Below are 17,980 nucleotides of genomic sequence, written 5' to 3' on the forward strand. Positions count from 1 at the left end.
AATTACAAATTATCATTATATTGTAACGTACCACAGGGCATCTCGTCGCCCTATTTTGCACAAAAGCTCACCAATTTTGTTAGCAATGTTGCAACTATGAACATTTTATCTATAAAAATGCAAAAAAGCCCGTGACCTTATAGCGGACACGGGCTTTTGAAAAATTCAGGCTCAAAGATAATTATTCTGCAATAGTAATAGTGCAGTTATCTAAGCTAGAGATAGTTGCTAAAGACTCAACGTGAATACCTTGATCACGTAATAATTTACCACCATTTTGGAAGGCTTTTTCAATTAAGAAGCCCATACCAACACAGTGGGCATTAGCTTGTTTTACTAAATCTAAAATACCTGTAGCAGCCTTACCGTTGGCCAAGAAATCATCGATAAAGAGTACTTTGTCGTCGGCTTTTAAGAACTCGCCAGAGACGCAAATTTGGTAGGTAGTATTCTTAGTAAAGGAGAAAACCTCAGTTACTAACATGTTTTCCATGGTAGATGGCTTCTTCTTTTTAGCAAATACTACTGGTTTTTTGGTGATATAGCCTAAGATCACAGCAGGTGCAATACCGCTAGCTTCAACGGTTAAAATCTTATTATAGCTATTAGCATCAAAGCGACGATTAAACTCGTGGCACATGTCTACTAATAATTGAGGATCTAATTGGTGGTTAATGAAGCTATCTACTTTGAGAATACCGCCCTCAAGGCTCAAACCATCTTTCTTGATGCGATCAACTAAAATAGGAAAATTGTTAACCATGACATGTATCCTCGGCCAAATATTACTGTCAAGTAATATAAATAAGCAGTAGAAATTCTTAATTGGGTTGAATAAATTTGCCGTATTCTACTAGATCGATTCTAAAGAAACAATAAACAATCTTTAGCTTAAAGATAGGTTGATACTAGCTAGTTGCTCAAATAAATGGTTTTAAATCTAAGCTTTAGGCTGTGGTCTATGTGGTAGTTTTTCTAACTTGTATTACAAGTAAAAAGTAGCACTAAATATCATAAGCAAAACAATTCATATCTAGCTAAGAACAACATATTTGCCTTAAATATCATCTTTTTATGATTGTAGATAGCCTGACAAAAACAAGCTATACGTACAAGTCTTTGCTCTCCATCTCGTGCGTTGTCTACGCTGTAATGATAAGCCAATACTTACGCATTGCGCATTGAATTAAAGTCCAAGAGCCTATTAAGTTATTCCTAACACCAACACCATGCCTCCTCTTGTAAAAAAAGCAATGCTTTATTTTCTGTTCAGTGTGCTCTATTGCTATCAGCTGTGCTCTGTTTCGCTCTGTTGCGCCCTGGCGCTTATTTTTGTTGTCTATTATGGCCGTTGCTGTGCGTCCTCTAACTGCATGACAGAACATTTCAAAGCAGGAGGTCATGTCAGATCACGTCAGAGCAAGGTATGGTAGGTCTGGTAATTAGAGAATATTAATTTTTTGATATCTTTGTTTGTATGTTTGCGGGCAGGGTTTATTTTTATGAGGTGCTGAGCTGCTGTGGCGCTGAGCTGCTTAGTTGCTGGGGAATTTTGGTTTAGGAGGTAGTTTTTGGGGTGTGGGAAGATATGAGAGGCTTATAAACTAATATGCCCAGAAATTCCTTCTGGGCAACGTAACGTTTAATTGTTGAGGCGCTTGGACTGTATTAAACTTGGAACCAAACAGTGCAAGTTTTTATAGGGGTTAGCCCCAAACTTTTTGGGCGGCTTTTACTACCAGGTCAATCTTGTCCCATTGCTGTTGTTCTGTTAGGTCATTGCCCTCTTCTGTGGAGGCAAAGCCGCATTGTGGGGAGACACATAAGTTGTCTAAAGGCACATATTGTGAGGCCTCTTGAATGCGGGCCACTACCTTATCAAGATCTTCTAATTCTGGCTTTTTAGAAGTAATTACACCTAATACAACTTGCTTACCCTCAGGGATAAACTTTAAGGCCTCAAAAGAGCCAGAGCGCTCATCGTCATACTCAAGGTAGAAGGCATCAACATTTTCTTTAGCAAATACATAAGGGGCAACACTATCATATGGGCCAGAGCTAAAGTAGTGAGAGCGGTAGTTGCCACGGCATAAGTGGGTAGTAATTACTAAATCCTCAGGCTTATTCTCTAAAGCTAAATTGTTGGCCTTTAATAAGAGGTTAGCAACGTGCTTAATATCACTTTGGTAGGTCTTTACTTTTTCAGGATCAAGTAAGCTAGACCAAGAACAATCATCAATTTGAATAGAGCGGCAACCAGCAGCATAGAGATCAGCAAATACTTGTTGATAGGCCTTGCCTAAATCTGCAATCAGCTCTTCTTCGCTTTGATAAAATTCTTTCCAAGAGCTATTAAGTTCACTATTAGAAAAGTTAATTAAAGTAGCAACTACCTGAGAAGGGGAAGGCACTGTTTGACGAGCAATAACGGATGGATCATCTTTGGCAAACTGTTGTATAAACTTAAAGTGCTCAACAAAAGGATGGTTCTCACCAGAGATTTTGCCTTTAAGTACAGCATAATCATTGCGACTCTCAATGCCTACAAAGAGATAGCCGTGTTCACGAGTTATGTGCTCAATGCCATTAAGACCCCACATGAAATCTAAATGCCAATAGCTACGGCGAAACTCACCATCAGTGATGGCCTTGAGGCCGTGAGCCTTTTGCTTAGCAATAAGCTCAATAATGCACTTATCTTCAACCTGCTTTAATTGTAGGTCGTCAATTAAACCTTTGCGATGTAAATTGCGAGCATTAGCAAGCTCTGCTGGACGTAAGAAAGAACCAACAAAATCAGCTCTAAAAGGGCTATTAGTGCGCTTGGTAAAAGTAGTTGGAGTGGTCATAATAATAATTGTCCTTAAAAATCTTTAACTTGCGTAAAACGCTGCTGCTAAAAACATAGAAAAGATGGAGCCAGTAAAAACTTGGTAATTTCTTTTCCTATTAGCCATGTGAAATATTTAGGCATCGTGCCAAATTTTTTGCGCAGTCTTAACTACTAGATCAATCTTGTCCCATTGCTCTTGCTCAGTAAGCTCATTACCCTCTTCTGTGGAGGCAAAGCCGCATTGTGGGGAGACACATAAGTTGTCTAAAGGCACATATTGTGAGGCCTCTTGAATGCGGGCCACTACCTTATCAAGATCTTCTAATTCTGGCTTTTTAGAAGTAATTACACCTAATACAACTTGCTTACCCTCAGGGATAAACTTTAAGGCCTCAAAAGAGCCTGAGCGCTCATCGTCATACTCAAGGTAGAAGGCATCAACATTTTCTTTAGCAAATACATAAGGGGCAACACTATCATATGGACCAGAGCCAAAGTAGTGAGAGCGGTAGTTACCACGGCATAAGTGGGTAGTAATTACTAAGTCCTCAGGCTTGTTTTCTAAAGCTGCATTGTTGGCCTTTAATAAGAGGTTAGCTACACGCTCAACATCAATGTGGTTGGTCTTTACTAATTCAGGATCAAGTAAGATAGACCAAGTACAATCATCAATTTGAATAGAGCGGCAACCAGCAGCATAGAGGTCAGCAAATACTTGTTGATAGGCCTTGCCTAAATCTGCAATAAGCTCTTCTTCGCTTTGATAAACTTCTTTCCAAGAGGCAGTAAATTCACTATTACGTAAGTTAATTAAAGTAGAAACTACCTGAGAAGGGGCTGGTACAGTTTGACGAGCAATAACGGATGGATCGTCTTTGGCAAACTGTTGTATAAACTTAAAGTGCTCAACAAAAGGATGGTTCTCACCAGAGATTTTGCCCTTAAGCACAGCAGTATCATTGCGAGTCTGAATACCTACAAAGTAATAGCCATGTTCACGAGTAGCATGCTCAATGCCATTAAGACCCCACATGAAATCTAAATGCCAATAGCTACGGCGAAATTCACCATCAGTGATGGCCTTGAGGCCGTGAGCCTTTTGCTTAGCAATAAGTTCACTAATGCACTTGTCTTCAACCTGCTTTAATTGTAGGTCGTCAATTAAGCCTTTGCGATGTAAGTTGCGAGCATTAGCAAGCTCTGCTGGGCGTAAGAAAGAACCTACAAAATCAGCTCTAAAAGGGCTATTAGTGCGCTTGGTAAAAGTAGTTGAGGTAGTCATAATAATTGTCCTATATGTTTGAACTCTTTAACTTACCTTGGCTTAAAACTAAAACTAAATATGCTCTGTTATCAGCTCTTTAGCTAAATTTAGGGTGCAATATCCCCATACCACTTAACATGGCAATTTAACTAAGAAGTGGTGGCAAAATAGTTTGTAGGTAAGATGGGTGAAAATAAAGAGTTTGTTTGATTGTTTGTTGATGTAATGTTTTGCTATGAGTGCTTTTAACTAGCAGCTGGAAAAGGTTAAAAGCACTCAAAGTTTTAGACAAAATACTGTGCTATTTTGCCTTTAAGGGCCTTGCTGTAATTGTTATAGGAGCAAGGCTCTTGTTCTTTGCCCAAACTTAAGGTGCTGTCTTTAAGCTTGGTACATTTTGGTTGTTTAAGGTTTAGCCCCAAATCTTTTGAGCGGTGCTTACTACTAAGTCAACCTTATCCCATTGTTGCTGCTCAGTAAGCTCGTTACCCTCTTCTGTGGAGGCAAAGCCACACTGTGGGGAGACACATAAGTTGTCTAATGGGAAGTACTCAGCAGCTTCGTAAACACGCTTCTCTAAGAGCTTTTGATCCTCAAGCTTAGGATCCTTAGAGGTAATGATGCCTAAAACAACTTTCTTATCCTTTGGAATAAGCTTTAAGGCTTCAAAAGTACCAGAGCGCTCGTCATCATACTCAAGGTAGAAAGCATCTACATTCTCGTGGGCAAATACTACATTAGCTACACGGTCATAAGAGCCACTGGAGAAGTAGTGGGAGCGGTAGTTGCCACGGCAAATATGAGTACAAATAGCTAGATCTGCTGGCTTATCTTTTAGAGCAGCGTTGTTGGCCTTAAGATAAAGGGCGGCTAAACGATCTACATCAATACCATTCTTTTTAACTAATTCTTCGTCACAAAGTACAGGCCAGGTACAATCATCAATTTGGATAGAGCGGCAGCCAGCATCGTAGAGATCTTTAATTACAGTACGATAAGCTGCGCCAATATCTTCAATTAACTCATCTTCATTAGCATAGAAGTCTTGCCAGCTGGTTTTTAAGTCTTTGTTACGAACGTTTAAGAAAATTGATAAGGCTTGAGCTGGGGCTGGGATAGTCTGGCGTGCGACTAAAGCATAGCCCTTGTTTTCAAATTGTTTTACAAACTTAAAGTGCTCAACAAATGGGTGGTTTTCACCAGAGATTTTGCCAGTAATCTCAGCTGTTTCGGCACGGGTCTCAATGCCAACAAAAGCATAACCACGCTCACGGCCAGCCTTTTTTACACCTTGTAAGCCCCAAATGAAGTCAAGGTGCCACCAGCTACGACGGAACTCACCATCGGTAATAACACGTAAACCATGCTTAATCTGCTTAGCAATAAGATCAGTAATGCACTCATCTTCTACCTGCTTTAAACCTGCATCATCAAGTAAACCTTGACGGTGAAGATTACGGGCATTTTTAAGAACATCAGGGCGTAAGAATGAGCCAACAATATCAGCACGGAATGGGGCGTTTTGTGGGATGGTAAATGCCATAATTAAATCTCCTCAGGTGTATTTCACCAGCTTAAACCTTTCATTAAACGTTACATGTTTAAGCTAAAAACAATTAATTAGTCCAGTATTAATTTAAAAGTAAGGTTGGTTCTGTTGAGGCTATCCTTTGATTAAAGCGGCTATCTTTAACTTCAAGGTCAATAGTACTAACCATTGCTATTAAATAATTGTTAAGGCTAAATTTTTGCAATCAACAAGTTTTTTAAAAGTTGGTATCGATTGCGTGGTTTAAAGATACTTTCATTTTGCGTGATAGTCTAATACTAAATTTTTATGCATTGCTATAACTAAAAGCTATAGCTAGATAAAAACGCATAAATACAAGGATTTAGCCCACTTAACCCTAATAATCTGCCTATTAATGACCCGCTTACTAGCTATCACAGTAACCATCTTGCACTATACAAGTGCAAAACTCACTTCATCTATCAACCAAAAAGTAGCCATCTCCTCAAGCCTCAAATCACTCCTGCGACCTTTTACAAACGTTTGGGCCTTGCTAAGGTTACTACTAACAGTATCTGCTGCTACCTCTGGCTTTAGCCACTTCTGCCTTTTACTATGTCTTTCAATCTTGTAAAGCCTGAACAAAGCCAATTGTATCCCCTTTGAAAATTGGTTTTAATTCACCAAACACCCTTACAAGAAAGGCCTAAAAGCTCACCTAGAGCACTGTAATTTACTACAATGAGCAGCAATTCAATTAGCCACAATGCAATGTAATGCACTGTAGAGCAGCCATCACGTGAGCATAGAAAGTTCTTTACCTTGGTTAGGTAAGGTAATTAGTTCCGCATTGATATTAGGTAGTAGGTAGAGATCAAAGGCTGCTACAGCAGGCGCTAATGCAGGTACTAAGTCCATTGATGGGGCAGTCAGTCCTTGCTAGGGATGACAAATATCAGGACAAACACTTAATTTGTGAGGGCTTGTTTTGTATTAGGTTGGTGTAGCGCCTTTAGATGGCCAAGTAGGTTAGTTTAGTTTGGGTAGGAAAGAGGCTAAATACGCCTGTATGAAGTAATGCTCATTATTGCTGGCAAGACCTATAGTGCTGGTAAGCCCTGGCTTGCTCGTTGGGCTGGGAGGAAGTCAGGGGCGTGAAAGAGGCTTGTGATTACTGCACAATAATGGCATCAGGGTGGATAAAGTCTTTTACGTAGTTTTGGAGGATTTCCAAATAACGGGCTGCTAGCGGGCTTAGTTTTTGTCCTTTGCGATAAACTGAGATGAGCTCCATACTCTCATCAGAGATTAAAGGTACAGAAACGATTTGATCACCATTAAGATCACTGCTAAGAATGCCTGAGGCTATGGTATAGCCCTTTAGACCAATTAACAGATTAAATAAGGTTGCTCTATCAGTTACTACAATGTTTTTAGGGGCATGGGCAGTGGAGTGTAGCTCCTCGGAAAAATAAAAGGAGTTATTGGTGCCTTGATCATAAGTAAGACGTGGAAACTCTTCTAACTCACTAAGGCTTACTGTAGTTTTAGTGGCGAGCGGATGATTGCGACAGACAAAGACATGAGGCTTAGCTATAAATAAAGGCTTATAGCCTAAATCCTTAGTCTTAAGCATGTTCTTAATTACTTCTCTATTGTAGTTAGATAGGTAAATAATGCCTAGCTCAGAGCGTCCCGATACTACGTCTTCAATAATGTCGTAAGTGCGAGACTCACGCAAAGAAAACTCATATTCGTCTTGGTTATATTCATTAAGTAAGCGGACAAAAGCATTTACCACAAAAGCGTAGTGGTGAGAGGATACTGATAAAATTCTACGGATTTTATGGCCTTTGGCATATTGAGATAATAAGAGGTCGGCTTGCTCTACAACTTGCTTAGCATAGGATAAAAAGCGGTACCCATCCTCAGTTAAATGCACGCCTGTAGACTTACGAGTAAAAATCACAATATCCATTTCTTCTTCTAAAGAAGAAATAGCCTTGGATAAGCTTGGTTGTGAAATGTATAAAGAAGAAGCTGCCTTTTGTAACGAAGAATGATTGGCTACTGCAATAAGGTATCTAAGCTGAGTTAAAGTCATAATGCGCTCGTAATCAAATAACTAAGCTCTAATCTTACAACACTTATCTCTAATGGCTAGCTAAAAATAAGCCTCGCCCCATTTTAACTCGCCCGCTCCGTCATGCATCGCCCCAAAGATCTATAAAGTGTCAATTGGATTGCGGGGCATGATGGCTGGCAGGTATGCAAAGAAGTTTAGCTTGGCTTTACAGAACCTTTATGTTGCAAATTAATAGAAGTGATCTTCTTAAGATACTCTTCTAAAAGAAGCCTAAACAAGAATAAGGGCTATTAGAGTGCAAAATCTAATGTGAGATTCCGCATCTTTATGTAAAGTTTTTACTAGCAAATAGATATCAACGTGCTAAAATTAACCACTTAGTAAGTAGATTACTAAAATCTCAAACACACTCCCTTTTAAAGCCTTTTAAGCATGAGAGCTATATGGTTCATATTAGCTCTGATTATTACTGCTGCTAATTAGCTTTAACTTGCCAGATATGGTGGATTGATATGGCCAAATCAGACTCACAGAACGAAAAATTTATTTATTACTTAAAAAACTTTGGCCCTTGGCAAGGTAGCTCTAATCAACAAGCTGAAAATAATGCTATTAATAGCAGAACTAACAATAATGTTGAGCCTTTCAATTTTGACATTACTGCTCAAAAAGCTTACATCGAAGCCTTAAATGGTTTTATTACAAAACATGAAAGTAAGGTGGTGTTCATCTCTGGTCAGGCTGGTGATGGCAAGACCCACTTTTTACGCAAAATTTTCATCGATCCTGATCTTTTAAACCAAACATCGGAAATATGGGAGGATCATAAGCGAGATACAGTGTTCACTGTTTCTTCTTATGGTGTGACCTTTACAGTGGTAAAGGACTTTTCTGGTATCGCCAGCGACGACACTAAATTATTGGATCAGGTTTTTGTCCCAATTGAAGAAATTATTGAGCAAAAAAATGATAGCCCTCATATAGTCTTAATTGCTGCTAATAATGGCAAAATTTTAGAGCACTTTGCAGCTAGGGCTGAGGCTAAAGCCAATGCCAAAGAGAACTCAGCAATTAACAGCGCTTTAGTTAATACTTTAGAGAGTTTTGTTCTTTTGGGTAAAGGAAAGGACAAGCTTGATAATAGCCGTATTGTTTGTTTCGATATGGCTAAGTGCATGAATAAGAAATTAGTGTGCGATGTTTTTAAAGAAGTAATTAATCGAGATGACTGGCAAAAATGTTCTGAGTGTGCACTCCATAGTGATTGTCCAATCTTCAGAAATCGCAATATGCTACTCAACAATGAGGTCTTTTATGAGCGCTTGGGTCAAATGTTTGAGTTGCTCATTGATGATGGCGCTCACTTTACCATGCGAAACATACTTTTGTTAGTAGCCAATACACTGCTAGGCCGTCAAGCTAGTACTATTAAGGAGCGTTTTTACACCTGTAAAAAATTCAAAAACGCTAAGAGTAGGTCGGGAGATTGGAAGGATAAGGATGTGTCTCCTTTGGATAATATCTTTGGAGCCAACTTTGTTTTAAAGGATAAAATCACAGCCGATACTATCATTTTCAAGCAGTTAGAGCCTTTAGCTGTTGGTTACAGTACCACCAAACTTATCGATAATTTCATTTTGTTTGGTCATGATGATGAGATTTTAAGCTTGGCCTCTAAATATCAGGATTTAGTTAACTCTCCTGATAATGTCTTTGGCTATTCTAAAAAGCTATCTGAGCTCCTTGAGGAATTACATGAAAGCGAGTTAGATATTCTTGATAAAAACGACAGTGATGATGAGCTACTTAGCTCTCATAAAGAAATGCAAAAACTCCTGTTGTCTTTGCGCCGTATGTTGTTCTTTACCATGGATAGCAGTAAAGAGTCTAAGAACTTGTTTGATCCTTTCTTAATGACAGCATATAAGTTCAGCCAAGAGTATTTTGAGCTCAAACAATTGCTCAGCAATGAGAACAAGCAATTAAAACTTAACCAAACTATTATGAGCATTCTAACTGGCTGCAACCGTGTATTCACAAGCCTAATGGTTTTAAGCCAGCAAAGCTCATTAGTAGTTACCTCTAATAATAGGCTTAATCCAACTGGTTTTTGCGTTCTTTATAATGAGCGTTTATACAAAATTAACTATCATGATGAGGCATTGGATTTAGTTAACTGCCTAAAAATTGTTGATGGCTCTTTGCTTGATGAACAATCAGGTCAGCTTTATCTTGCTTATTATGGTTTCAAAGATGATAGCCAGTCAGAGTTGGATGCTCTTGAAAAGGATGCAGAAGAAATTCAGGCAAACTTTGATCGTTGTTGGGACGACGGTAATTTAGAAGAAGCTCAAATTTGGCGTAAAAAAGGAAAAGACGTTAGAGCCAAGCTTAATGCGCTTAAGCAACAAAACAGCAACCAAGGCAAGCTGGTGTCCTACGTCCATCTTACACCTAAGATGTTTAACTACTTGATGTCTTTAACCAATGGTGTCATGAGCATTTCTTTTTCTGATGAGTGCTTAAAGGAGCTGCTTACCTTTAAATCAACATTGGAAGATTACTTAGCAAAGCGCAGATCAAGCAAAGATATATCAATTGATGAACAGTTAAGCGCTATTGAGTTCTGCAAAATTGATTACAAGGGTGAAATTAGGGATTACTAAAAATGCCGTTTCCATATGATTTAACTAAAAATACTGACGATTTGCAGTGTTTTTCTGATGTTAATAGTGCTCTAGACTTTTTAAATAATAGAGAGTCTGATAGACGCTCTGCTCAAGAAAAGTTAATTCCTTATTGCCTAGAGGTTAGAGCTCAAGAGGACAAGGTTTTAGGACAAAGGTATAGAACTCAGTACAATATTGATGCACCTAAAGGTTCTAAATCAGGAAATGCTACACACGAGTTTAATGTAGAGGAAGAGATCTTTGGTACTGGCTTTCATATGTCTCAGGCAAAGGAAATGGCCGTATTAGAGCTCCTTGCTATGATTGCCAGCCAAAATAAAGACAATCCTTTCGATCGCAATCAGGCTGATGAGCTTGATACTTTTACTTTGCTTAAGATGCATCGTACCTTATTGCGTCGTATTTTATTCAATAATCATTTTCTTAGTTCCATCGCACAGATGCAATTAACCGATGAGGAAAAATGGTCTCGTTGGTCAGAGCAATTTGTCAAAAATAATCAATTGCCTGAAGATAAAAATAGCAAAGGTAAAAAAGATGATGATGATGATGACGATGGAGAAATCGTAGCAGCTGGTCAAAGCAAAGATATTACTGAATCTGACTTGAAGTATCTTCAGGGTATTTTTGGTTCTTTTGCTAATTTTGAAAAGTCTGTTAACTTACTGCGTTCATGGTCTATATTAAGCGATAATCAAAGACAGTGGTCTTTTCAATTTCTCTTTCCTTTTGGTGTAGAGTCCCTTTTTTGGGAGTGCACTAATGAATTAGTTTTCAAAAATAATTACATGGCAGGTGCGGGGCAGATTGTCTTTAACATGCTCGCTCGTAGTTATTTTGCTCGTAAAGATCAGGAAAACGATGGTGTTAATCTTGGTAAAGCTCTCAATGATTACTTTCTATCACAATCCGATGCTGTCAATCTTTATGCGCAAATTATCAGTGAGGGTAAGGATAGGGAAGATGGTCAGAGGTGCACTTATGAAATTGATGAGCAAGAGCTATTACATAAGCTGCGCAATGAGGTGGTAACTTGCTCTGAGCGCAGTCGCTATTTAGTTGTTAGAAGCCGCTATTTTCCATACCTGTATTTGCCAATCTTTGACCAAATTAGCGAAGATATAGCTAATGCTTTGTCCTTGCCTTTAAACAAGCAAGAGCAATTCCTTGTTTTAGGAACAATTTGTTTGCTTAATCTCAATGTCTTTTTACTAGAGCAACAACAAAAGCTGTTGCAGCTTGGTAAGGAAGATAGTGAACAAGCTAAGGACACAACCAATATCGATATGGTTTTAGCTATTGATAATAATAGTGTCCTAAAAAAGTTTTCTCGTGCTCGCTTAGCTGAGAATGAGGCTTTATATCGCTATTCAGTGAAGCATTATTGTGAATGCCGCATTCGCTCTATTATTGAGAGCTTTGCTCCTTTCTTGTTAGACAAGACTAGAATGAATCATGATGAGCAGGTGCTATTTATTAAAATTGCAAGATCAGCTTTTTCAGTGAGTGAGTTTCATAAAATCGATCTCAACTCTAAAGAGGAAAAATTCCCTAAGGAAAGTATAGTTAAGAATCAAGATATTGCTTTAGACAGTGGTAAAACCATATCTTACCAAGAGCTAGTTGATTTCTTTACCAGTAAAATTAGCGCCCGTGATTACCACATGGAGCGTGCGCACACTAATTATTGTGCTGATATTGGCTTGGTTAATAAAGCCGAAGGTGCATATCGTAATTACACCATGACTGATGATTTAATCAGAACCTTGGTAATTACTGTGTTAGGCAATAAGAAAGCGCAGATGAAAGCAAGTGAATTTTTGCAGATTCTTTATGAGCGCTATTATATTGTCATTGGCCCATTAGAGGGACAGCAATATTTTAAAAACAAGAAAGGGCATGAGCCTGATTATCTTGATGAGAAACGCTTTAGTGATAATCGCAGTGCGTTTATTGAGCGTCTACGTAAGCTTGACCTGCTTATTAGCTTATCTGATGGCTATGAGTACATTAAAAACCCATTCGCCAATAGCATTAATCAATAACAAGGAGTCAATGAATTTATGAGCAATGAGCTTGATTACCAGCACGTAAGTTTAGCGCTCGAACCAGGTGAGAGCGATTCACTTAAAGCTTTTATGAGCAATTTGGAGATCACGGATCAAATTATCGGCCAGATTGTTGATAAATTGGTTGCTTACCTTGGCGTAAAAGTAATTGGCAATTATTTGCCAGCTAATGAATTAGAGCGCAAGCAGCAAATAGAAGAGAACGGCAAAACTTTAGGCTTGCTGGTATTAGATGAATTTGAGCACAACCAAATTAAACTCATTTGCGATGAGTTAATTAAGCAGATGAAGAGTAAGGGCTTAGAAAACACTCCTAGTGATCAATATTTACCAGAATATGATCCGTTGTCATGCTTATACATTCGAATTCATTATCAGAATGTGCAAGAGGCTGATAATTATTATGCAAACGCACCTTATGTAGACCATGATAATATTGCAACCTGGTGGCGTAACAATTGTGACATAGCGCCGCACAAGGTAATCTTATGTGCTGACTCCTCATCTGTGATTAGCGACACTTTAGAGCATATCCGTAAGATTACAGTAGATGATTTGCGTAAAGCTTTGCCTAATTACTGCATGTCTTTTATTGAGGACTTTTATAAGAGCTATGGTTTTAAGAGCTATCATGCAGAGGATATTAAAACTAAAAATCCGCTGATGGCAGCTTTAAGTGTTCTTATTGATGATAAAGAGCCATTTTCAGTAAAGCTAAGCTTTATTGCAAAATACTTTATTTATGCCTGGTATTTGTACTCAAAGAAAGAGTGCAGTATGGAATCTGCTTTGGGTACGGCTTTGTGTGTCCTAAATTGGCCTGCTAACGCTCAGCTTTTTGCTAAGGTTCAATCTAATGCAAAGACTAATGTATTTAAGTCTTTCTCTGCTAACTTAAAGCAATACTACAAAGAAACTAGCAGCTTTATGATTGGCAAAGTGGATGACAAAAATCCTCTCAATGTTGAAAAGTTGCTTAGCAATTATGAGCTCTATTATTTTCATCATGAAGATGAAACAGGAGATAAAAACTCTGCTTTTGTCAGTTTAGAGCCATATGAGCATGCTTTTGTTAAGACTTATTTGGACTCCTTTGGTAAGTTCACAGAAGAGTACAACAACGCTTATTTCAATTTGTGTTTAATCGATTGGGAAAAATTAAATTATCTTTTTGCTGAGGTCAAGACTAAGCAAAAGAAAGAAACTCTTCTTGAACAAACTATACGTTTGTTTGAAGAGCATAGCGAATCTGAAGGTGATTTATTAGACGCTGAACAATGGGATAGTGTTGAGCCTTTACTAAAAAGCACTGGCAAAAATTTAGATCAAGAGCAAAGAGACGAGCTTTATGAGATCTTAAAGCAAAAGATCCATATTTTTAACCAGAGCTCTAAAGTTAAGAATGCCTGGGAAAAACTCATTTTCTCAGGCCAAGCGCATAATGATGAGGATTTCATCTTAGCCTTAGCTAAGGCATTCATTAACATTTTGCCATCACAAAATAATGCAGAACTATCTGTTGCCTCGGTAACTTTAAAGCTTGAACGTAGTCTTAAGAAATTATTAGATACTAACTACTATGTTGGTTGCTATTTTAGCTTGCGTTTTGGCAGTTTCTTACGTGAAATTTTTACTAGAGTTAACGTAGGTAATCACGAGCGCTTTGTACTTAAGTACACACCAAATCAAGGTAGGGCAAAGAATAACCAGGAAAGCCAAACTGCAAGTTTGGATCACCATCCTCTGATTAACTTTGCTAATTTCTTTAATGCTCAGCAAGCAGCAAAGCCAGATCTTAAGAGAAGCAGCTCTCAGAGTAAGGATGCTACTAGTTATAAGTTTTATCTTGAGCCAACTTTTGCCAATGGTGAAGTGGGTAAAAGATGCATTATTGAGTGGCATTTTGATGTAAAAAGTATTGGCTACTATTTGTTTAAAGATTTAGAGAATGTACTTAAGAATAAGTGCTTGCAGGTGGGTGTATTTGCACGCAATGCCTTTTCGGTTCAAGGCTACGAGCAAGCTCTTAACCTTAAAGATAAGAGTACTTTTTTGCCAGTGCAGCGTTTAGCAACAGGTCAGCTCTTTAATAAGCAGCCAAGCAATCTTTATAATGTTAGCGAAAGTTTTAACAAGCTTTGTTCTAAGCTTAGTGATATTTTTAAAGAGCAGCAAGGCGAGGGGCTACATTACTCACAGGTAGAGTCCTTTAATCAAGATCTAGTTAAGATCAAGGAATCTTTTAGTGTGTTTGAGAGCACTTATCTAAAAGTTTTGCAATCATTACATGATTGTAAATTAAATTATGATTGCGTGCGCTTAATGACAGATCAGGCATCTATTGTGAGCTTTAACATCATGAATGCTTCTTTTGCTCAAGAACATAGCAAAATAAAGAATCTCACCTTAGCACTATTAGAATGCTTTAATAGTGTTGGTATGGCTTTTTATGAGCATTATGAACCTCGCTATAATTCTTTGCTCAATGAGCAAAAAGCTATCAATAACACTATTTTAAGTAATAGTGATGCTTGTGCTATTGCCACACCACTAGCCGTGTCAAGTTTAAGCAATTTTGTCATTAAGCATAAGCGCATGGTGGATTTTATCATCAATGCTTTTAATAATGCCGTGCTGGTTAATGATAGACAATTGCTCAAAGATAGCTATGAAGCTGAGCTTAAATTAGGCGATGGTAATGAAACTATATTTATCAATTGTAAGGATAGTTCAAGCTCCAACAATGTCTTGGTGTCAAGACAAGCTTTAAATGGCTATACTCTATACGAGTCCCCTGAAAGTATTAAGCAAGATTTTGCCGTTAGTACATCAAGCTCTAAAGGTCAAACTAGGAAAAAGTCTGATTCCAACAAGCTTAATAGCAAAGCTTATGAAGATGCTGCCCTTAGCTTTATAGAGCGATATATTAAGGCCCGACCATATCTTAGTGAGCAATGTACAATCTTAATCTACTACTGTGGTGTGGTACAGCTTCCACTGGCTATTTATAAGAGATTATTGGAGCAAAAGAGTTTAGCTGCCATCAAGTTCCATCTCATTATTGTCAACTGCTCAGTGGATGATAGTGCTCAAATTTATAAAAGCTTTGAGGATGAGCGTTTAAAAATAGGGCCATCAAACGAAGATAACTCTTACGATCATCGCATTAAGGTTAGTATCTTGGCTGATCATGTTAATCAGCAAGACTCATCAGAAAAGAAGGGTGTTATTAGCTTTGATCGTACTACTAGCTCAAGTGATGGTTCTTTTAACCATTTTCTCAATCGCTATTCATTTAAAACTAATGGTAATAGCTCGGCTAACAATGCAGCTTTAGACAAAATTGCTGATATTTGCCTGATGTTCCACGTGTTTGATTCTCAGGCTACTTTTGGTTTTTCAAATACCAGTAATGCTTATTTAGTAGAAAATGGTCTGGATAATGTTAAATCATTAGTAAGCTATGCCGATCAAGATGGTGTGAAATCTCGCTATGTGGGTAAGTTCTTATCATGTCCTGTTCTTACTGATAATGAAGCCATTTATCTTCACGGCCTGTATTTCTTGTCGCAAAAAGATATTGGGTGCTTTAATCAAGTCAAAGACTCTTTAGCAGCAATTAGCTGCAAGGCAAAGTTAAAGGAAAGTGATTATGCTTTATCTTTAGACTTAGCCCCTAAAGGTCAAAACCGCCAGAGCATTTTTGTGCCTTTGTTTGAGCTTAAGACAAAGGATGATGAGAATGTGGGCGCTAATTTATTGGACTCAGTCTTTAAGCGCTGTGAAACAGTTTTGTTCATGGATGAATTAATGTGTCGCCAACTCTTAAATCATAATGAAATTAAGATTGTCTACCACCAAAAGCTTAAGGACTTAGATCTTAATTTGCTTGGCGCTTGCAAAGAATACTCAAAGCAATCAGCTGGCTTTATTAACAACTTGTTGGATAAGCTTGACAACAATGATGAACAAAAGCGAACTGACCTAATTACTAGAATAGTAAGCGATGCTGCCGATATCTCAGGAAGTATTGTCATTCGATCACAACTGTATCGCAAGAGAACTTATGAAATGATGGGCCTGGTATTATGCCAGTATATTGTTGCTCAAGCATTTAAGGTTATTGCGCAAAGGCTGGATTGTACTTCTCCTTTAGGCACAGCATCTTTTGTGTCCCTTGATGATTATGCTGCATTGATTGGCCAAAAAGAGGGTAAAGTAGCTGATATTTTAGGCCTACAAGTGCTTAAATATAAGTCTAAAGCCCAGGTCCAGACCCAAGCAAAGCTCGAGAACAGCACTACAACTAATAGTGGTGATTTTAATAGCCTAGATTTACTAGACAATGCCACTTTACAAGCTAATCCTTTATTTGTTGACTGTGATTTAAGTGCTAAAGAGGCTCAAAAGAGTACTGCTATCAATGAGTATGTCTTGGTGGTCTATATCATTGAGTCCAAGTTTTTCACTGGCAAAGAGGCTAATGCGCTTAAGAAGTCTAAAGATCAGACTAGAAGTTCTTTAGAGGTGTTCTATGAAGCTATCAGAGACCAAAATGGCAATCAGATCTTAGATAGAAAGATTATGCTCTCTAAGCTTGCTAATTTACTTCAGTACTCTTCTTATAAGCTTAATGGCGATAAAGCCCAGGAGTTTGCCAAGATTCAACAGCTTATTAGCTCTGAGCAGATTGATATCCTTATCAAGGGAACATCTTTCTTCTATGCTCTTAATAGTAGGGACATTAGCAACAAGGTTTCTGCTGGCATTAATGTCTCTATTGATCCTTCTATGGATAAGCAAAGGGAAGATAAGAGTATTCCTATTACTCAACTGACCATTACTGATCATGCCCTTAAAGATGTGGTTAATAATTTCTACGCTCAAGATAATAAAGCCTCAGAGAACTGCCAATCAGACTCAGTGGTTGACTATATCTTTAAGCAAGACCAAGAGGATATCTTTAAGCGCTATTTAAATGTTAAGAGTAGCGAAATCTTACATTTAACCCCTAATGCCGATCAGCCAGGCGTGCCAGTGCACACCCAAGACCCATCAGGGCCTCAAGACCAGCACACCTCCAATCAAGGTAATGGCAGTGGCAATGAGGGCGGTAATGGCTGTGATGGTAGCAAAGGCCAAGCTGATAATGAGACTGAGGCTAAAGCTCCTGCCTCACCTGTAACATCAGAAAATGGTGGACTAACTACTGGCTCTGAGGAAACTAAGGTGCCATCATTGCCACAAGAACAACATACCACCAATCAGGGTAATGCTAGTGGCAATAATGCTAATGAGACTGAGGCTAAAGCTCCAGCCTTGCCTGTAGCACCAGAAAATGGTGGGCTAACTACTGGCTCTAAGGAAACTAACGAGCCATCAGCGCCACAGGAAAATCAAGCTGCCAGTCAAGGTAATGGTAGTGGCAATAATGAGACTGAGACTGAGGCTAAAGCTCCAGCCTTGCCTGTAGCACCAGAAAATGGTGGACTAACTACTGGCTCTGAGGAAACTAAGGTGCCATCAGT

8 protein-coding genes are annotated in these 17,980 nt (G+C 38.4%); 3 read left to right on the plus strand and 5 right to left on the minus strand.

All coding sequences use genetic code 11. The features are described 5' to 3' along the window. Positions 1-181: 181 nt before the first annotated feature. From xpt to MXE38_RS07200, 5 genes are all read right to left on the minus strand, one after another. Positions 182-763, minus strand: coding sequence for a xanthine phosphoribosyltransferase (xpt, locus tag MXE38_RS07180; RefSeq protein ID WP_246913538.1), 582 nt, complete (start codon positions 761-763; stop codon positions 182-184). A 943-nt stretch (positions 764-1,706) separates the two neighbouring features. Next, positions 1,707-2,849 (minus strand): 5-methyltetrahydropteroyltriglutamate--homocysteine S-methyltransferase, encoded by a 1,143-nt coding sequence (locus tag MXE38_RS07185; protein WP_246913539.1) that lies wholly within the window; start codon positions 2,847-2,849, stop codon positions 1,707-1,709. Positions 2,850-2,966: 117 nt separating this feature from the next. Beyond that, positions 2,967-4,115 carry a 5-methyltetrahydropteroyltriglutamate--homocysteine S-methyltransferase gene (locus MXE38_RS07190; protein WP_246913540.1) on the minus strand — a complete coding sequence of 383 codons (1,149 nt, stop codon included), beginning with the start codon at positions 4,113-4,115 and terminating at the stop codon, positions 2,967-2,969. A gap of 394 nt (positions 4,116-4,509) precedes the next feature. Then, positions 4,510-5,640: a 5-methyltetrahydropteroyltriglutamate--homocysteine S-methyltransferase gene (locus MXE38_RS07195; RefSeq protein WP_246913542.1), complete on the minus strand. Its 1,131-nt coding sequence runs from the start codon at positions 5,638-5,640 to the stop codon at positions 4,510-4,512. A gap of 1,138 nt (positions 5,641-6,778) precedes the next feature. After that, positions 6,779-7,711 carry a LysR family transcriptional regulator gene (locus MXE38_RS07200; RefSeq protein WP_246913544.1) on the minus strand — a complete coding sequence of 311 codons (933 nt, stop codon included), beginning with the start codon at positions 7,709-7,711 and terminating at the stop codon, positions 6,779-6,781. Positions 7,712-8,205: 494 nt separating this feature from the next. On the opposite strand from MXE38_RS07200, the gene MXE38_RS07205 reads away from it, so the two are divergent. The 3 genes from MXE38_RS07205 to MXE38_RS07215 form a co-directional block, all read left to right on the plus strand. Then, positions 8,206-10,359 carry a hypothetical protein gene (locus tag MXE38_RS07205; RefSeq protein WP_246913546.1) on the plus strand — a complete coding sequence of 718 codons (2,154 nt, stop codon included), beginning with the start codon at positions 8,206-8,208 and terminating at the stop codon, positions 10,357-10,359. A gap of 2 nt (positions 10,360-10,361) precedes the next feature. After that, positions 10,362-12,428, plus strand: coding sequence for a hypothetical protein (locus MXE38_RS07210; RefSeq protein WP_246913548.1), 2,067 nt, complete (start codon positions 10,362-10,364; stop codon positions 12,426-12,428). Positions 12,429-12,446: 18 nt separating this feature from the next. Further along, positions 12,447-17,980, plus strand: a 5,534-nt coding sequence (locus MXE38_RS07215; protein WP_246913550.1) for a hypothetical protein, incomplete at its 3' end; no start/stop codon positions are given.

Origin of the sequence: Anaerobiospirillum sp. NML120448, from assembly GCF_023050945.1 — a bacterium.
GTDB lineage: Bacteria > Pseudomonadota > Gammaproteobacteria > Enterobacterales > Succinivibrionaceae > Anaerobiospirillum.

Bases quoted from the DNA above. Each gene is read 5' to 3' on its own strand.
- MXE38_RS07200 (WP_246913544.1), bottom strand. From the start codon at position 7,711: ATGACTTTAACTCAGCTTAGATACCTTATTGCAGTAGCCAATCATTCT.
- MXE38_RS07210 (WP_246913548.1), top strand. From the start codon at position 10,362: ATGCCGTTTCCATATGATTTAACTAAAAATACTGACGATTTGCAGTGT.
- xpt (WP_246913538.1), bottom strand. From the start codon at position 763: ATGGTTAACAATTTTCCTATTTTAGTTGATCGCATCAAGAAAGATGGT.
- MXE38_RS07190 (WP_246913540.1), bottom strand. From the start codon at position 4,115: ATGACTACCTCAACTACTTTTACCAAGCGCACTAATAGCCCTTTTAGA.
- MXE38_RS07195 (WP_246913542.1), bottom strand. From the start codon at position 5,640: ATGGCATTTACCATCCCACAAAACGCCCCATTCCGTGCTGATATTGTT.
- MXE38_RS07185 (WP_246913539.1), bottom strand. From the start codon at position 2,849: ATGACCACTCCAACTACTTTTACCAAGCGCACTAATAGCCCTTTTAGA.
- MXE38_RS07205 (WP_246913546.1), top strand. From the start codon at position 8,206: ATGGCCAAATCAGACTCACAGAACGAAAAATTTATTTATTACTTAAAA.